The 14,767-nt window shown below is 66.6% G+C and carries 12 protein-coding genes; 5 read left to right on the forward strand and 7 right to left on the reverse strand.

Features of this window, described 5'->3' with window-relative positions; genetic code table 11:
- Positions 1 to 401: 401 nt before the first annotated feature.
- Positions 402 to 1,790 (reverse strand): FAD/NAD(P)-binding protein, encoded by a 1,389-nt coding sequence (locus GGR62_RS03060; RefSeq protein ID WP_184406504.1) that lies wholly within the window; start codon positions 1,788 to 1,790, stop codon positions 402 to 404.
- Positions 1,791 to 1,952: 162 nt separating this feature from the next.
- Between GGR62_RS03060 and GGR62_RS03065 the strand changes: the two genes are divergently transcribed.
- On the forward strand, positions 1,953 to 2,348 hold the full coding sequence (locus GGR62_RS03065) for a VOC family protein (protein WP_184406505.1): 396 nt from the start codon (positions 1,953 to 1,955) through the stop codon (positions 2,346 to 2,348).
- 10 nt (positions 2,349 to 2,358) lie between these two features.
- Here the strand turns inward: GGR62_RS03065 and cls are convergent, their stop codons facing one another.
- Both cls and GGR62_RS03075 read right to left on the reverse strand, forming a co-directional pair.
- Positions 2,359 to 3,777, reverse strand: coding sequence for a cardiolipin synthase (gene cls / locus GGR62_RS03070; RefSeq protein ID WP_184406506.1), 1,419 nt, complete (start codon positions 3,775 to 3,777; stop codon positions 2,359 to 2,361).
- Positions 3,778 to 3,790: 13 nt separating this feature from the next.
- Positions 3,791 to 5,101: a LysR family transcriptional regulator gene (locus GGR62_RS03075; RefSeq protein WP_184406507.1), complete on the reverse strand. Its 1,311-nt coding sequence runs from the start codon at positions 5,099 to 5,101 to the stop codon at positions 3,791 to 3,793.
- A gap of 101 nt (positions 5,102 to 5,202) precedes the next feature.
- Between GGR62_RS03075 and GGR62_RS03080 the strand changes: the two genes are divergently transcribed.
- The 3 genes from GGR62_RS03080 (at position 5,203) to GGR62_RS03090 (ending at position 8,500) form a co-directional block, all read left to right on the forward strand.
- Complete coding sequence (locus GGR62_RS03080; RefSeq protein ID WP_184406508.1) at positions 5,203 to 5,874, forward strand: 4-carboxy-4-hydroxy-2-oxoadipate aldolase/oxaloacetate decarboxylase; 672 nt, start codon at positions 5,203 to 5,205, stop codon at positions 5,872 to 5,874.
- A complete protein-coding gene (locus GGR62_RS03085; protein WP_184406509.1) occupies positions 5,867 to 6,922 on the forward strand; it encodes a 4-oxalomesaconate tautomerase in 1,056 nt (351 codons plus the stop codon). Before GGR62_RS03080 ends, GGR62_RS03085 begins: the two co-directional genes overlap by 8 nt.
- Positions 6,923 to 7,477: 555 nt before the next feature.
- Positions 7,478 to 8,500, forward strand: coding sequence for an amidohydrolase family protein (locus GGR62_RS03090; RefSeq protein WP_184406510.1), 1,023 nt, complete (start codon positions 7,478 to 7,480; stop codon positions 8,498 to 8,500).
- A 637-nt stretch (positions 8,501 to 9,137) separates the two neighbouring features.
- Here the strand turns inward: GGR62_RS03090 and rpmG are convergent.
- From rpmG to GGR62_RS03105, 3 genes are all read right to left on the reverse strand, one after another.
- A complete protein-coding gene (rpmG, locus tag GGR62_RS03095; RefSeq protein ID WP_002809462.1) occupies positions 9,138 to 9,305 on the reverse strand; it encodes a 50S ribosomal protein L33 in 168 nt (55 codons plus the stop codon).
- Positions 9,306 to 9,318: 13 nt separating this feature from the next.
- Entirely contained in the window at positions 9,319 to 9,555 is a 237-nt protein-coding gene (rpmB, locus tag GGR62_RS03100; RefSeq protein ID WP_002809459.1) for a 50S ribosomal protein L28, read from the reverse strand.
- Positions 9,556 to 9,756: 201 nt separating this feature from the next.
- Positions 9,757 to 12,942, reverse strand: a complete 3,186-nt coding sequence (locus tag GGR62_RS03105; RefSeq protein WP_184406511.1) for a CusA/CzcA family heavy metal efflux RND transporter — start codon at positions 12,940 to 12,942, stop codon at positions 9,757 to 9,759.
- Between the two features lie 143 nt (positions 12,943 to 13,085).
- On the opposite strand from GGR62_RS03105, the gene GGR62_RS21060 reads away from it, so the two are divergent.
- The gene (locus GGR62_RS21060; protein WP_260305389.1) at positions 13,086 to 13,208 is read left to right on the forward strand and encodes a hypothetical protein; all 123 of its coding nucleotides are present in this window, start codon (positions 13,086 to 13,088) and stop codon (positions 13,206 to 13,208) included.
- A gap of 289 nt (positions 13,209 to 13,497) precedes the next feature.
- On the opposite strand, the gene GGR62_RS03110 is transcribed toward GGR62_RS21060, so the two are convergent.
- The gene (locus GGR62_RS03110; protein WP_184406512.1) at positions 13,498 to 14,760 is read right to left on the reverse strand and encodes an efflux RND transporter periplasmic adaptor subunit; all 1,263 of its coding nucleotides are present in this window, start codon (positions 14,758 to 14,760) and stop codon (positions 13,498 to 13,500) included.
- Positions 14,761 to 14,767 lie beyond the last annotated feature (7 nt).

Raw genomic sequence — 14,767 nt, forward strand, 5'->3', positions numbered from 1 at the left:
GTCGCTGCGGCTGAGATTGCGATGAAGCGGTTGGGGATTGCTGCCCCCATCCGCCCTTCGGGCACCTTCCCCCGCACGCGGGAGAAGGCAGGACGTTGGTTGCCCTGACGCCTGCGAGAGAGGACAGGACGTTGGTGCTCTGGCGCCTGCGAGAGAAGCCAGGACGTTGGTTGTTTTCCCGCCGGCAAGAGCGCGCAGGCCAATGCTCGCGGTGGCAGAAGAGCCCCTCTCCCGCCTGCGGGAGAGGGGTTGGGGTGAGGGCACGACGCATGGCGGGTCACCCGAGGCTTCGCTCGCACCCTCATCGGGCGCTAGGCGTCACCGTCGTCCGTCGCAGAGGCCAATGTCGCGGCCGTGGAAGGTAACAAGCTCCTTTTCCGGTCCCGACACGCCTATCAGCGCTACAGCCACTGCAACAGATCGCGCGCAATCGCCGCTGCCTGTTCGCGCAACTCCGGCACCGCCAGGCTCTCCCACAGCGCACCGATACGCAGGCTGCCGATCACCCGCAGGCGCGGGTTGGCATGGCCGTCGGCGCCGATCAGGCTGGCATCGGCAGCGGTATCCACGCCGATGCCGTGCGGGCCGGCCATTGCAATGCCCTGCCCCAGCAACTGCTGCAGCAACGGGTTACGCATTGCCTGCACACGCATTTCCACGCCCGTGGCATTGACCAGGGTCTGTACATCCAGCTGCAATGCATGCCCGGCACTGGCAGCGCCCGCGCTCACACGCACGCACGCACCCACCTCGAAGGCCACATCCAGCCGCGCGCGATGTAACTGCAGTTGCCCGCGCGCCTGCATCGCCTGCAACTGCGCATGCACCGGCGCGGCAATGCGATGCCGATGCACATCCCAATAGCGCACCACATGCCGCAGGAAACGGCGCTGATCGGCCACCGACAAGGTCTGCCACAAGGGCTGACTCAACGGCCGTATGCGTTCCATCACGCTCTGCCACGGCAGCCCCTGCGCCAGCGCCACGCGGGCGTGCTGGCGCAACGCGCGCATGCGAGCACGCAACGGCAGCGCAAGCAGCGGTTGCGGGTCGAAGTCTGCGGCGGCGCCATGCGCATGCGGCAACGGCAACAGCCCATGCCGCGACACCACATGCACCGCACCGCGATGCGCCTGCGCGGCCAGCGTCACCACCGTGTCGGCCATGCTCAGCCCCGAACCGACGATGCACACCGCCGCCTCCTGCGGCACTGCCGCCACCGCTGCGGTATCCCAGGCTTCCACCCGCTGGGCGTTCGTCAGACCGGTGGCGCCCCGCAGCGGCAACGGCCGCAGCGCATTGCCCACCGCCAGCACCACGCTGGCGGCCTGCAGCGTCCGGCCATCGTCCAGCTGCAGCGCCATGCCGGCCGCCGTGGGTTGCAAGGTCTCCACCCGCGCGGCGTACACCGTCAAGCTGGCGGGGCTCTGCGCTGCGGCCGCCTGCAAACGATCGCGCAGATAAGGCGCGTAATGCCGGCGCCCGACGAACTGTCGCGGCAGCTGCGCGTCATCCACCCCCGGGCAACATGCGTGCGCGCGCAGGTAGTCGACAAAATCATGCGGCGCATCCACCAGCGCACTCATGCGCGCGGCCGGAACGTTGAGCAGGTGCTCGGGCCGCGCGGTGGAGTACGCCACGCCTTCGCCCAGCACCGGATGCGGCTCGATCAGCACGATCCGCAGCGGCGTGGCGGCCTGACGCAACACCTGCAGCGCCACCAGCACACCGGATGCGCCACCGCCGACGATGGCGATCGCTGCATCGCCGGGATCACGCAATTGGTTCATCGGGTCATTGTAGGCGATGGCCGCACCGCACCCATTGCTCGCCCCTCGCGGCGCAGGCGTCGCCAGCGGCAGTCCAGCTCGGACCGGTGCCCGCGCACCCAGCGTCAGAAGCGCTTACGATCAGCCGCGCACGCTCGGCAAACGCCTCGGGAGGTTCACTGGATGTCTATCGCGTTGGTCAGGCTCATCCTCTATGTCCGCGATGTCGCTGCGGTCAAGGCCTTCTACCAGACCCACTTCGGGCTTGCCGTCATCGAGGAGATCACCGATCAGTGGGTGGTCCTGGCAGCGGGCCAGATCGAGCTGGCGTTGCACCTGGTGGGCGACAGGTACCGACAGCAGGCTTCATCGCCGGGATCCGATGCGACACGGTCGGCGGCTGGCTCAACCACGAAGCTGGTATTTGCGATCACCTCCGATCTTGCCGCCCATCGCGAGCACCTGCGCAGCGCAGGCATCGCGGTGGGCGAACTCAAACGTTATCCCGGCTTTGCTTACCAGATGTACGACGGCCGCGACCCGGAGGGAAACGTCTTCCAGGTGATGCGCCTGGACTGACCGCAGGCAGCTACATCAACGCATCGGCCAGCCGCGCGATGCCTTCGCGACTGCGTCGCCAGGCCGGGCGACGCTGCCACTGCGCCAGATCCAGCTGACGCGCGTTGGCCAGATAGTCCTGTTCGATGTCCCGCAACCGCTGCACCACAGTGCGGTCGTAGCACACCATGCCGATCTCGGCGTTGAGCGCGAACGAACGGATATCCAGATTGATCGAGCCCACCAGCGCAATGTCCTCATCCATGCTCAGGTGCTTGGCATGCAGGAAATGCGGGCGGTACAGCGCAATCTTCACCCCACAGCGCAACAGCTCGTCGAAATACGCATCCTGTGCCCACGCCGCCAGACGCTGGTTGTTGCGCTCGGACAGGATCAGCTGCACATCCACGCCCGACACCGCGGCGATGCGCAAGGCGCTCAGCAAGGCTTCGTCCGGTACGAAGTACGGCGTCACCAGCACCACCTTGCGTCGTGCCAGATGGATCACCGCATTGATCGCATCGCGCGCGTTTTCGAACGGATACGCCGGCCCGCTGGGCAGCAGCTGGGTGGCGATGTTGGCCTCGCACACCGGCGCATCCGGCCAGACATCCAGCCGCGTCCCGGTTTCGATGAACCAGTCGCTGGCGAACACCGCTTCCAGATGATTGACCACCGGCCCGCGCACGCGCGCTACCAGTTCGCGATTGGGCACGCCATCGATGAAGCCGGCGTCGGCCAGGTTCTGCGAGCCGACAAAGCCCACTTGGTTGTCGACCACCGCAATCTTGCGGTGATTGCGCAGATCCATGCGCCCGCTGCGGCGCCAGCGCAGACCACCGGGCAGCACGGCCAGCACCTCGATGCCATCGGCTTGCAGGCGCTTGCGATAGCGCCGCAGGCCGCGCTTGGCGCCCACCGCATCGAGCAGCACGCGGCAACGCACGCCGCGCGCGCTTGCCCGCTGCAGCGCCGCCACCACCGCATCGCCCACTGCATCGTCGAACATCAGGTAGTACAGCAGGTGCACGCGTTTTTCGGCCGCATCGATCGCGACGATCAGGGCCTGCAGCGACTGCACGTAGTCGTCGAGCAATTCCACCGCATTGCCCAGGGTCGGCATGAAGTCGCCCTGCCGTTCGATCAGCGGCACCACCTCGGCGCTGCTGGTATCGGCCTGCGGCGTCCAGCGCAGCGCATGCAGGGGCAGTTGCTGTTCGCGGATCACCTGTGAGGCGGTGGCCTGCCGCTCCACGCGCAGCCGCGACACCCAGGGTTGGCCGAGCAACAGATACAGCGGCAACCCGATCACCGGCACAAAGCCGATCAGCAACAGCCAGCTGCGCGCCGCGCCGGGCGTGGTGCGGCTGGGAATCCATAGCAGCGCGGCCAGGCGGATCGCCCAGTCCAGTGCCAGCAGCCAGGTGCCTTGCGACCAGTTGGGCAGCATCAGCGCTCCATTCTCATGAGGAAGCCGATTCTGACCCGGCTGCGTGCAAACGCAACGGCGCGGTGCCCACCGGCTGGATGCAATGGCGAAACGGGCCGGCGTCTGCCGCCGCAGGAAGCACGCGCTCGGCGCACACCTGACGCAGCGTCTGCACGAAGGCGGTCTGCGCGCGCGTGGGGTGCCAGTCGCTGCGCGTGGTCATGCCGATCTGCCGACGCAAGCGCGGCCCGGCGCTGCCGATCTCGCGCAGCAGGCCGGCGCGGCGCTCGAACAGGAACTGGTCGCGCGACATCAGGGTCAGCCAGTCGTCTTCCAGCAACAGGCCGCGCACGGTCAGCTCGGCGCCGCATTCGATGCGCAGCGGCGGCGGCTCCAGCTGCCGATCGCGGAACATGCGTTCCCAGCGCTCGCGCACCGGCGTGCCCGCCGCGGCCATCACCCATGGGTAATCGAGCAGCTGCGCAAACGCGTACGCCTTGCCGGCCAAGGGGTGCCCGCTGCGCGCCACGATCACCGGCTCATCGTCGAACAGCGGCTCCTGCAGCACGTCGCGCACCGGCAGCGGGTCGCGTAACGCACCGATCAGCAGGTCCAGCCCGCCCTCGCGCAGATGCGCCAGCAACTCCGCATACGGGCCTTCGACCACGCTGATGCTGGCGGCCGGGTGCGCACGCGCAAACCGCGCCAACGCCTGGGGCAACAGGATTGCCCGCGCCAGCGGCATCACCCCCACCACCACCCGCCCGGCAGCGTGCGAGCGCAGGACGGCCACTTCATCGAGCGCCGCGCGCACCTCCGCCAGCGCCAACCGCACCTGCCGCAACAGCCGCTCTGCCACCGGCGTGGGCTGCATCGCCTTGCCGCGGCGCATGGTCAGCGGCACCTCGATCACATCGGCCAGCGCCTGCACCGCGCGGTAGACTGCCGGCTGCGACACGCCCAGCTGCACCCCGGCCAGCGAATAACTGCCCGCCACGTCCACCGCCACCAGCGCCTGCAGCTGGCCCAACGACACCCGTCGCTCCAGGCCGGGGCGCGCTGGCAGCCGCAGCGCACGTCGCGCCACCCGGATGCCACGGCCCAGATGCGCCAGGGCGCGCTCGATCCGCGGCACCACCAGCTGGGTGGCCTCGGTGGCCGCCATACCTCCGGGCTGGCGCTCGAACAGCCGCACGCCCAGTTGCTGCTCCAGGCGCGCCACCGCCTGGGTCAAGGCCGGCTGCGACAGATTCACCTGCGGCGCGGCCGCGCTGATGCTGCCCAGCCGGTGCACCACGACCAGGGCATACAGATGACGAAGGTTGGGCTCGGGCATCGACGGCATGCTCTAACTATAAGCAAAACCAATACGCATACCTCAAATAAATGTTGAGCCGATTGACTCTCGCCACTCAGACTCGGCGCAGCACTAACGAGGATGGATGGATGAGCCAGGTCGTCACCCAGGTTGCACGCACGCCGATCGCCCTCGTTGACGGGCTGGCACAGGCCGGCGTGGCCACCGTGCACGAGGCGCAGGGCCGCTGCGGTCTGCTGCATCACCGGCTGCGCCCGATCTACGCCGGCTGCCGCATCGCCGGCACCGCCGTCACCGTGTCGATACCGCCGGGCGACAACTGGATGATGCATGTGGCCATCGAACAGCTGCAGCCCGGCGACGTGCTGGTGGTGGCACCCACCAGCGACTGCTGCGACGGCTACTTCGGCGATCTGCTCGCCACCTCGGCGCAGGCGCGCGGCTGCCGCGGGCTGATCATCGATGCCGGCGTGCGCGACGTGCGCGACCTCACCGCCATGCAGTTCCCTGCCTGGAGCCGCGCCATCTGCGCGCAGGGCACCATCAAGGAGACGCTGGGCTCGGTCAACGTGCCGCTGGTCTGCGCCGGGCAGCTGATCCAGCCCGGCGATGTGGTGGTGGCCGACGACGATGGCGTGTGCGTGGTGCCGCGCGCCGCGGCGGCCGAGGTGCTGGCCGAAGCGCAGGCCCGCGAAGCGCGCGAACTGATCAAGCGCGAACGTCTGGCACGCGGCGAACTGGGCCTGGATATCTACGCCATGCGCGAGCGCCTGGCGGCCAAGGGTCTGCGCTATGTCTGAGCAGGTGCGCGCGATGTGGATGCGCGGCGGCACCTCCAAGGGCGGCTTTTTTCTGGCCGACGACTTGCCCTCCGACACTGCCGCACGCGATGCATGGCTGCTGCGCGCCTACGGCTCGCCGGACCTGCGCCAGATCGACGGCATGGGCGGCGCCGACCCGCTCACCTCCAAGGTCGCGGTGGTGTCGCGCTCCACACGCAGCGATGCCGATGTGGACTATTTGTTCTTGCAGGTGGCAGTCGAACAGGCGCGGGTCAGCGATGCGCAAAATTGCGGCAACATGCTGGCCGGCGTGGCGCCGTTCGCGCTGGAGCGCGGCCTGCTGCCCACGCACGATGGGCAGACCGAAGTGCGCATCTTCATGCGCAACACCGGCACCCTCGCAACGGCCACCGTGTGCACGCCCGGCGGCCGGGTCACGTATGCGGGCGACGCGCGCATCGACGGCGTGCCGGGCACGGCCGCGCCCATTGCCTTGGCATTCGCCGAGACCGCGGGTTCTTCCTGCGGCGCGCTGTTGCCGACCGGGCGCGCCGTGGACACGCTCGATGGCGTGGCGGTGACGCTGATCGACAACGGCATGCCGTGCGTGGTGATGCGCGCCAGCGATGTCGGGATCAGCGGGTATGAAGACCGCGCCACGCTGGATGCCGATAAGGTTCTCAAGGCGCGGCTGGAATCCATTCGCCTGCAGGCCGGCGCCTTGATGCGGTTGGGCGATGTCGGCGCCGCGACAGTGCCGAAGATGATGCTGGTGGCCGCACCGCGCAACGGTGGCGCGATCAGCGTGCGCTCGTTTATCCCGCACCGCTGCCATGCATCCATCGGGGTGCTGGGTGCGGTCACGGTCGCCACCGCCTGCCTGCTACCGGAGTCGCCGGCGCACGCACTGGCGCAGCTGCCGGGCGGCAGCATCCAGCCGCTGGAGTTGGAGCACCCCACTGGCACGACCGGCTGCGTCATCGAATGCGATGCACATGGCGCGGTGGTGCGCGCTGCGGTGGTCAGGACTGCACGCAAGTTGTTCGATGGGGTGTTGTTTGCATAAGTGCCACTGCCAGTATCGGGTTGCGTTAGCAGCGCCAGGCCGGCCTGAGCAGGATGATTGTGGTTTGCGCACTACGCACGTGCGATCGTCGATGCGCTGCTCGGTGTGGTCTGCGTCGTCATGCAAGCGCGTGTGTTTCCGACGCTACCAATCGAGCATTGGCGCAACCTCCCGCTGCATGTCGGCAACGCCTTGCCGGCTTGGACCATGTCAGGCGGGTTCGCGGCAGACGGGGAACAGTACCTGCAGCAGATCGGATGCCGGGCGCGCCCGGGCGCGCTCCTATCTGGCGGGCGCATCGTGCGGTCTGGGCTGCAGCTTGAGACGGGGCACGATGCACCTGCGGTACGCACGTCCCGATGTGTCGTGGTCGGACGTCCGCGCACCGCGCGAAACACGTTTCGCAGATGCGGTCATGGATGACGATGGCGCACGCACTCAGCGACCGCATGCGACTGGCGGCCGCGCATGCGCAGCGGCAGCCACTGTTACGCGCGGCATGCCTTCACCCGACTGTATCTGCAGATTTCGATTCGCACCTCAACGAGCATCGCCATGATCATCGATTGCCACGGCCACTACACCACCGCACCCGCTGCACACGATGCGTTTCGCAAGGCGCAGATTGCGCACTACAACGACGCAAGCCTGGCAGCGCCGGTGTATCCGCACATCTCCGACGATCAGCTGCGCGAAAGCGTCGAGCAGCATCAATTGCGCCTGCTGCGCGAGCGCGGTGCGGACATGACGATCTTTTCGCCGCGTGCCAGCACCATGGCGCACCACATCGGCGACGAAGCGGTGAGCCAGGTGTGGACGCGGCATTGCAACGACCTCATCGGCCGCGTGGTGCAGCTGTATCCGCAGACCTTTATCGGTGTGTGCCAGCTACCGCAGTCGCCCGGCGTGTCGATCGCACACTCGGTCGAGGAGCTGGAACGCTGCGTCACCCAGCTCGGGTTTGTCGGCTGCAACCTCAATCCCGATCCGTCCGGCGGCCACTGGACCGGCCTGCCATTGACCGACCGCGCCTGGTACCCGTTCTTCGAAAAAATGGTCGAGCTGGATGTGCCGGCCATGGTGCACGTGTCGGGCAGTTGCAACGCCAATTTCCACGCCACCGGCGCGCACTACCTCAACGCAGACACCACCGCGTTCATGCAATTTCTGGAAGGCGATCTGTTCGCCGACTTTCCGGAGCTGCGCTTCATCATCCCGCATGGCGGTGGCGCCGTTCCGTATCACTGGGGCCGCTTCCGCGGCCTGGCCGACATGCTCGGCAAGCCGCCGCTGTCCACGCACGTGATGCGCAACGTGTTCTTCGATACCTGCGTGTATCACCAGCCCGGGATCGACCTGCTGTTTGAGGTCATCGACATCGACAACATCCTGTTCGGCTCGGAAATGGTCGGCGCAGTGCGCGGCATCGACCCGCAGACGGGGCACCATTTCGACGACACCAAACGCTATATCGACGCATTAGCGATCTCCGATGCAGACAAGCGCAAGGTGTTCGAAGGCAACGCGCGCCGCGTCTATCCACGCCTGGACGCGCAATTGCGCGCACGTGGGATGTAGCGGTGCTGCCTTCTCCCACCGGGAGAAGGTTCCCGCAGGGGCGAATGAGGGGCACCTCAGAGAGGGTGTCGCCGCCTGCGCTGTCAAACACGTCGCCACGCGCCTTCAGAAGTGAAACAGCGACTGCTTCGCCTCGAACTGCCAGCTACGGAAGGTGTGTTCAATCGGAAGAACGAGGTCTCGCTACCTTCTCCCACCGGGAGAAGGTGCCCCGCAGGGGCGGATGAGGGGCGCCCCAGAGAGGGTGTCGCCGCCTGCGCTGTCAAACACGTCGCCACGCGCCTTCAGAAGTGAAACAGCGACTGCTTCGCCTCGAACTGCCAGCTACGGAAGGTGTGTTCAATCGGAAGAACGAGGTCTTGCTGCCTTCTCCCACCGGGAGAAGGTGCCCCGCAGGGGCGGATGAGGGGACGTGCAAAGTCTCTGGTACTCAAACTACCGCGAGTGGCTTTGCCCCGTACCCTCCCCCCTACCCCTCTCCCGCAGGAAGAGAGGGTGCAGTTCGCCGAAGCGTATTGGCCCAGGAAGTTTGCGGATCACAACCTTGGTTGCGATAAAACCCGCAACGCACCCCACAAACGCAAACACCCGCCTTTCGGCGGGTGTTTGCTGGGATGCAGATCGCGTAATCGGTGGATTACTTGATCTTGCCTTCCTTGTACATCACGTGCTTACGCACGACGGGGTCGTACTTCATCATTTCCATCTTCCCCGGAGTGTTTTTCTTGTTCTTATCCGTGGTGTAGAAGTGGCCGGTAGCGGCCGAGGAAATCATACGAATCTTGTCACGCTTGCCTTTTGCCATGACTGCTTACTCCTCAGACCTTTTCGCCGCGCGCACGCAGCTCTTTCAGAACGGCATCAATCCCGTTCTTGTCGATGGTGCGCAATGCATGCGCGGAAACACGGAGCTTCACCCAGCGGTTTTCGCTGGCGACCCAGAAACGGCGCTCGTGCAGGTTGGGCAGGAAGCGACGACGGGTTCTGTTGTTTGCGTGGGAGACGTTGTTACCCGTCTGCACACGCTTGCCGGACACTTGGCATACGCGGGACATTACGCACCTCGATAAATGAATTGCCACCCATAGCCTGGGGAGCGGCGGCCCCGACAGCGCTAGGCTGCCACGCAACGTTGGGAATCAAGAACTTACGCTGGAACCGGCCGGCAACCCCATCGCGCTGGGTGCCGCCATCCGGAGCGATCCGGGCACAGCGAGCCGCGCATTATGCATGGCTTTCCTATGTGCCGCAAGCACTTAGCCCGCACGGCCACGCCCTGCCCGCTCGCGGTGCAGCCAGCGATACAGCACCGGCAGCACCAGCAAGGTCAGCAGCGTTGACGAGACGATGCCGCCGATCACCACCGTGGCCAGCGGCCGCTGCACTTCGGCACCGGCACCGACGTTGAAGGCCATCGGCACAAAGCCCAGTGCCGCGACCAGCGCCGTCATCAGCACCGGACGCAGACGGCTCAGCGCGCCCTCGCGCAGCGCCTGCTCCAGCGGCATGCCCCCCGCGCGCAGACTGCGCACGAAGGCGATCATCACCAGCCCGTTGAGCACCGCCACGCCCGACAACGCGATGAACCCTACGCCGGCGGAGATCGACAAGGCCAGGCCACGTAGCGCCAGTGCCACCACGCCGCCGGTCAGTGCCAGCGGCACGCCGCTGAACACCACCAGTGCATCGCGCCCCGAGCCGAACGACCAGTACAGCAGCGCGAAGATCAGCAGCAGCGTGCCCGGTACCACCCAGGCCAGGCGCTGGCCGGCGGAGATCAGTTGCTCGAAGGTGCCGCCGTAGCCGATCCAGTAGCCGGTGGGCAGCACCACCTCGGCCTGCACGCGCTGCTGCACCTCGGCGACGAATCCGCCCAGGTCGCGATCGCGCACGTTGGCGGTGATCACGATGCGGCGCTTGCCGTCTTCGCGATTGATCTGGTTGGGCCCGAGCACGCTTTCGATCTTCGCCACCTCGCGCAACGGCACCGTGGTCGGCGCGCCGCTGCGCCAGCCAGCTGCGCGGCTGGACTCATCCGCATCGACGCGCTCGCCATCGCCGCGCAGCGGAATCGGCAGATCGGCCAATGCGGTCGGGTCCTGACGCAAGCCTTCCGGCAGCCGCACCACGATGTCGAAGCGGCGGTCGCCTTCGAACAACTGCCCGGCGGCCTGCCCGCCGACGGCCGCCGACACGGTGTCCTGCACCACGCCGGGATTGAGCCCGTAACCGGCCAGCGCAGCGCGATCGGGCAGCACCGCCAGCATCGGCAGGCCGGTGGACTGTTCCAGACTCACGTCGGCCGCACCCGGCACCGTGCTGGCGATCTCCTCTACGCGTCTGCCCACTTGCACCAGGGTGTCCAGATCGTCGCCGTAGACCTTGATCGCCACATCCGCACGTACGCCGGAAATCAGCTCGTTCATGCGCATCTGGATCGGCTGGGTGAACTCGTAGTTGTTGCCGGGCAATTGCTTCACCGCAGCCTCGATCTCGGCCACCAGCTGCGCCTTGGGCTTGCGCGGATCCGGCCATCGCTCGCGCGGATGCATGATCAGGAACGTGTCGGCCACCGACGGCGGCATTGGATCGGTGGCCACTTCGGCGGTGCCGAGCTTGCCGAACACACGCGCCACTTCCGGAAACTGCTTGATGCGTTTTTCCAGCGTGGATTGCATGGTGATGGCCTGTTCCAGACTGGTGCCGGGAATGCGCAAGGCATGCAGCGCGATATCGCCTTCGTCCAGGTTCGGAATGAACTCGCTGCCCAGCCGGGTCGCCAGTATCGCGCACAGCACCACTGCCACAACCGCGCCAATACCGACCAAACGGCCGTGCCGCAGCGCGCGATCCAGCATGGGCGCATACACGCGCCGCGCCCAACGCATCGCACGGTTCTCGTGCTCGGCGACCTTGCCACCGAGCAACAACGCGATCGCCGCCGGTACGAAGGTCAGCGACAACAACATCGCACCGGTCAGCGCCAGCACTACGGTGATCGCCATCGGATGGAACATCTTGCCTTCGATGCCGGTGAGCGCGAACACCGGCAGATACACCGCAGTGATGATGCCCAGGCCGAACAGGCTGGGACGGATCACCTCTGCCGTGGCTTCGGCAGTGAGTTCGAAGCGCTCATCGCGTTCGAGTACTCGCCCCAGGCGCAATTGCGCTTCGCCGAAGCGGCGCAAACAGTTCTCCACGATAATCACCGCGCCATCGACGATCAGCCCGAAATCCAGCGCACCCAGGCTCATCAGGTTGCCCGACACGCCACCGCGCACCATGCCGGTGAGGGTGAACAACATCGCCAACGGAATCACCGCCGCGGTGATCAGGGCCGCGCGCACATTGCCCAGCAGCAGGAACAGCACCACGATCACCAGCAGCGCGCCTTCGATCAGGTTCTTGGCGACGGTGACGATGGTGCGGTCGACCAGTGCGGTGCGGTCGTACACCGGCACCACCTGCACGCCGGCCGGCAAGCTGGCATTGGCCACTTCCAGGCGCTGCGCGGCCGCTTGCGCCACGGTGCGGCTATTGGCGCCAACCAGCATGAACACCGTGCCGAGCACCACTTCGGTGCCGTCCTGCGTGGCTGCACCGGTGCGCAACTCGCGGCCCTCGCCGACCTGCGCCACATCACGCACCCGGATCGGTACACCCTCGCGCCGATCCAGCACGATCGCGCCGATCTGCGCGATGCCATCCACCTGCCCCGGCACCCGCACCAGAAACTGCTGCCCGTTGCGTTCGATATACCCCGCACCGATGTTGCGGTTATTGGCTTCCACCGCACGGGCCACATCGTCGAGCGTGAAGCCCAGCGCGACCAGGCGCGCCGGATCCGGGGTGATATGGATTTGCCGCGCATAGCCGCCGATGGTGTTGACCTCGGTCACGCCGGGCACGTTGCGCAGCTGTGGCCGCACCACCCAATCCTGCAAGGTGCGCAGATCGGTCGCCGTCCACGCACTGCCATCGGGCTTGCGTGCATTCGGCTTGGCTTCCACCGTGTACATGAAGATCTCGCCCAGGCCGGTGGCAATCGGCCCCAGTTGCGGCTCAAGCTCGGCCGGCAACTGCGATTTGACCTGCTGCAAACGCTCGGCCACCTGCTGCCGCGCGAAGTACAGATCGGTGCCGTCGGCGAAGACAGCAGTCACCTGCGACAGCCCATAGCGCGACAACGAGCGCGTGGACTCCAGGCCCGGCAGCCCCGCCAACACCGTCTCCAGCGGGAACGTCACCCGCTGCTCGGACTCCAACGGCGAATACCCCGGTGCGGCGGTATTGACCTGCACTTGCACATTGGTGATATCCGGCGTCGCATCGATCGGCAGCCGCGAAAAACTCCACGCCCCGATCGCAATCAACACCCCCGTCAACGCAAGCATCAACCAGCGTTGCACGATCGCAAAACGGATGATGTTGGTCAGCATGACAGGCCCCTCCGTGCAGACCTGGCACCGCACTGCGCCGGGCGCCACCCTCGTGGTGCCACCGACCGACAGCGCCGCCTCCCTATCGCGGTGCGACGCAGCACGCCAAACAAACACCCATCCGCATACCAGCACCAAGGCTGTTGCTGGTGCTGGTGCTGGTGCTGTTGCTGGTGCTGTTTGCTTTCGGGGCCCCATACCGCAGCGGCGAGGCCGGCAGATACAACCCGCAGGGCGGCGCGCATGGATGCGCGACGTTTTTGTAAGGGACATGGATGTCCCTTACAAAAATTTCTGCCGGACTTGCGGACCCGCAGTGCCGCAGGCGCGGAGGGCGCGAGGACGGGGTGTGCTTTCTTTTGGTTACTTTTCTTTGCACAAGCAAAGAAAAGTAACTCGCGCCCGACAGGGCGTGAAAGCCTTTGCCCTAGCCTGAAAGGGCGTGAAAGCCTTCGCCCTAGCCTGAAAGGGCGCGAAAGCCTTGGATCTGACATGCATCCCCGTCTCCGACACACGCTCCCACTCGAAAACGCAATGACCTCTACCCCAACGCGATCAATGATCATGCGAGGCTCCCGACTTTTCGATGTCGGCCTTGACCAGATAGCTCTGCTCCACCACCACCGCATCCCCCACTGCCACACCCGACACCACCTCCACCTGCTGCGCATCGCGCGCGCCCAGCGTCACCGGCCGCACCTCGTACACATCGCCCACCCGCACGAACACCACCTCCCAGTCGCGAAATCGTTGCAACGCCCCTACCGGCACCACCATCGCTGCCGGCTGCTGCGCCACCGTCACCCGCGCCTTCACCGCCGACCCCGGCCGCCACAGGCCATCGCTGTTGCGCAATACCGCGCGCGCCACCGTGCTCTGACTCGCCGTGGCCGTGCCGGGCAACACGCGTTCCAAGGTGGTCTGCGCCGCCACGCCATCGCTGATGCGCGTCACCGTCACCGGTGCGCCCGCGGTGATGTGCCCGGCATCGGCGCCGAAGATGTGCAGGTCCACCCACAAGGTCGACAGATCGGCGATCTCGAACAACGCCTGGCCTTCGCCCGCGTTGCTGCCCAGGCTGGCGGTGCGGGCCAGCACGGTGCCGCTGATCGGCGCACTGACCGAGTACGTGGTCAGGCTCAGATTGCTCTCCACCGTGGCCAAGACCTGACCGGCACGCACCTGGTCGCCGACGTTGACACGCAAGCTGCGCACCGGCCCGGGAAAGCGCGCGGTGGCCTGCGCCTGCGCACCTTCTGCCGGCGTCAGCAGGCCTTGCACTTCGTGCTGGTCGGCAATGCTGCCGGCACCCACTGGTGCGACCCGAATCCCTGCATCCTGCGCGATCTTCGCCGCGATGGTGGTGCGGCCTTCATAGCTGGGATAGGCCCAGCGATGCGACTTGCCCTGCACCGTCGCGCGGACCTCGACGTCGAACGAATGCGGCTCGCCCACCGTGCTGTCGGCCAGCAGGCTGCCGTCGTCGCGCGCGCGCAAGCGATGCACTTCGTTGACGCCGCCAAGCCGGGTCAAACGCACTTCGACACTGCCCGCGCTCGGCGGCAAGGGCTTGCCGTCGCGATACAGCCAGGCTTGATAGGTCGGTGGCGTGCCGTCTTCGGCAATCGCCAGTTCCACGCTGTCGCCATTCTGGCTGAGCAGGCGCCCGCCGTGCATGCCTTTTTCGGCCTCTTCGCCATGTGCGTCGGCGTCGCCCTCGGCGCCAGGCGTTGCGTGGTCATGCGATTCCTCGCCGTTGCGGCCGCAGCCGCTCAGCAGCAGCGCCAGCAACAGCGGCGCGATCAAAAAACGTGTCATCGAAGGG

Origin of the sequence: Xanthomonas sp. 3075 (assembly GCF_014197275.1) — a bacterium.
Taxonomy (GTDB): Bacteria; Pseudomonadota; Gammaproteobacteria; order Xanthomonadales; family Xanthomonadaceae; genus Xanthomonas; species Xanthomonas campestris_B.

Coding starts and splice junctions, on each gene's coding strand:
- cls (WP_184406506.1), bottom strand. CDS start 3,777: ATGCTGCCCAACTGGTCGCAAGGCACCTGGCTGCTGGCACTGGACTGG.
- rpmB (WP_002809459.1), bottom strand. CDS start 9,555: ATGTCCCGCGTATGCCAAGTGTCCGGCAAGCGTGTGCAGACGGGTAAC.
- GGR62_RS03065 (WP_184406505.1), top strand. CDS start 1,953: ATGTCTATCGCGTTGGTCAGGCTCATCCTCTATGTCCGCGATGTCGCT.
- GGR62_RS03075 (WP_184406507.1), bottom strand. CDS start 5,101: ATGCCGTCGATGCCCGAGCCCAACCTTCGTCATCTGTATGCCCTGGTC.
- GGR62_RS03110 (WP_184406512.1), bottom strand. CDS start 14,760: ATGACACGTTTTTTGATCGCGCCGCTGTTGCTGGCGCTGCTGCTGAGC.
- GGR62_RS03080 (WP_184406508.1), top strand. CDS start 5,203: ATGAGCCAGGTCGTCACCCAGGTTGCACGCACGCCGATCGCCCTCGTT.
- GGR62_RS03105 (WP_184406511.1), bottom strand. CDS start 12,942: ATGCTGACCAACATCATCCGTTTTGCGATCGTGCAACGCTGGTTGATG.
- GGR62_RS03085 (WP_184406509.1), top strand. CDS start 5,867: ATGTCTGAGCAGGTGCGCGCGATGTGGATGCGCGGCGGCACCTCCAAG.
- GGR62_RS03090 (WP_184406510.1), top strand. CDS start 7,478: ATGATCATCGATTGCCACGGCCACTACACCACCGCACCCGCTGCACAC.
- GGR62_RS03060 (WP_184406504.1), bottom strand. CDS start 1,790: ATGAACCAATTGCGTGATCCCGGCGATGCAGCGATCGCCATCGTCGGC.
- rpmG (WP_002809462.1), bottom strand. CDS start 9,305: ATGGCAAAAGGCAAGCGTGACAAGATTCGTATGATTTCCTCGGCCGCT.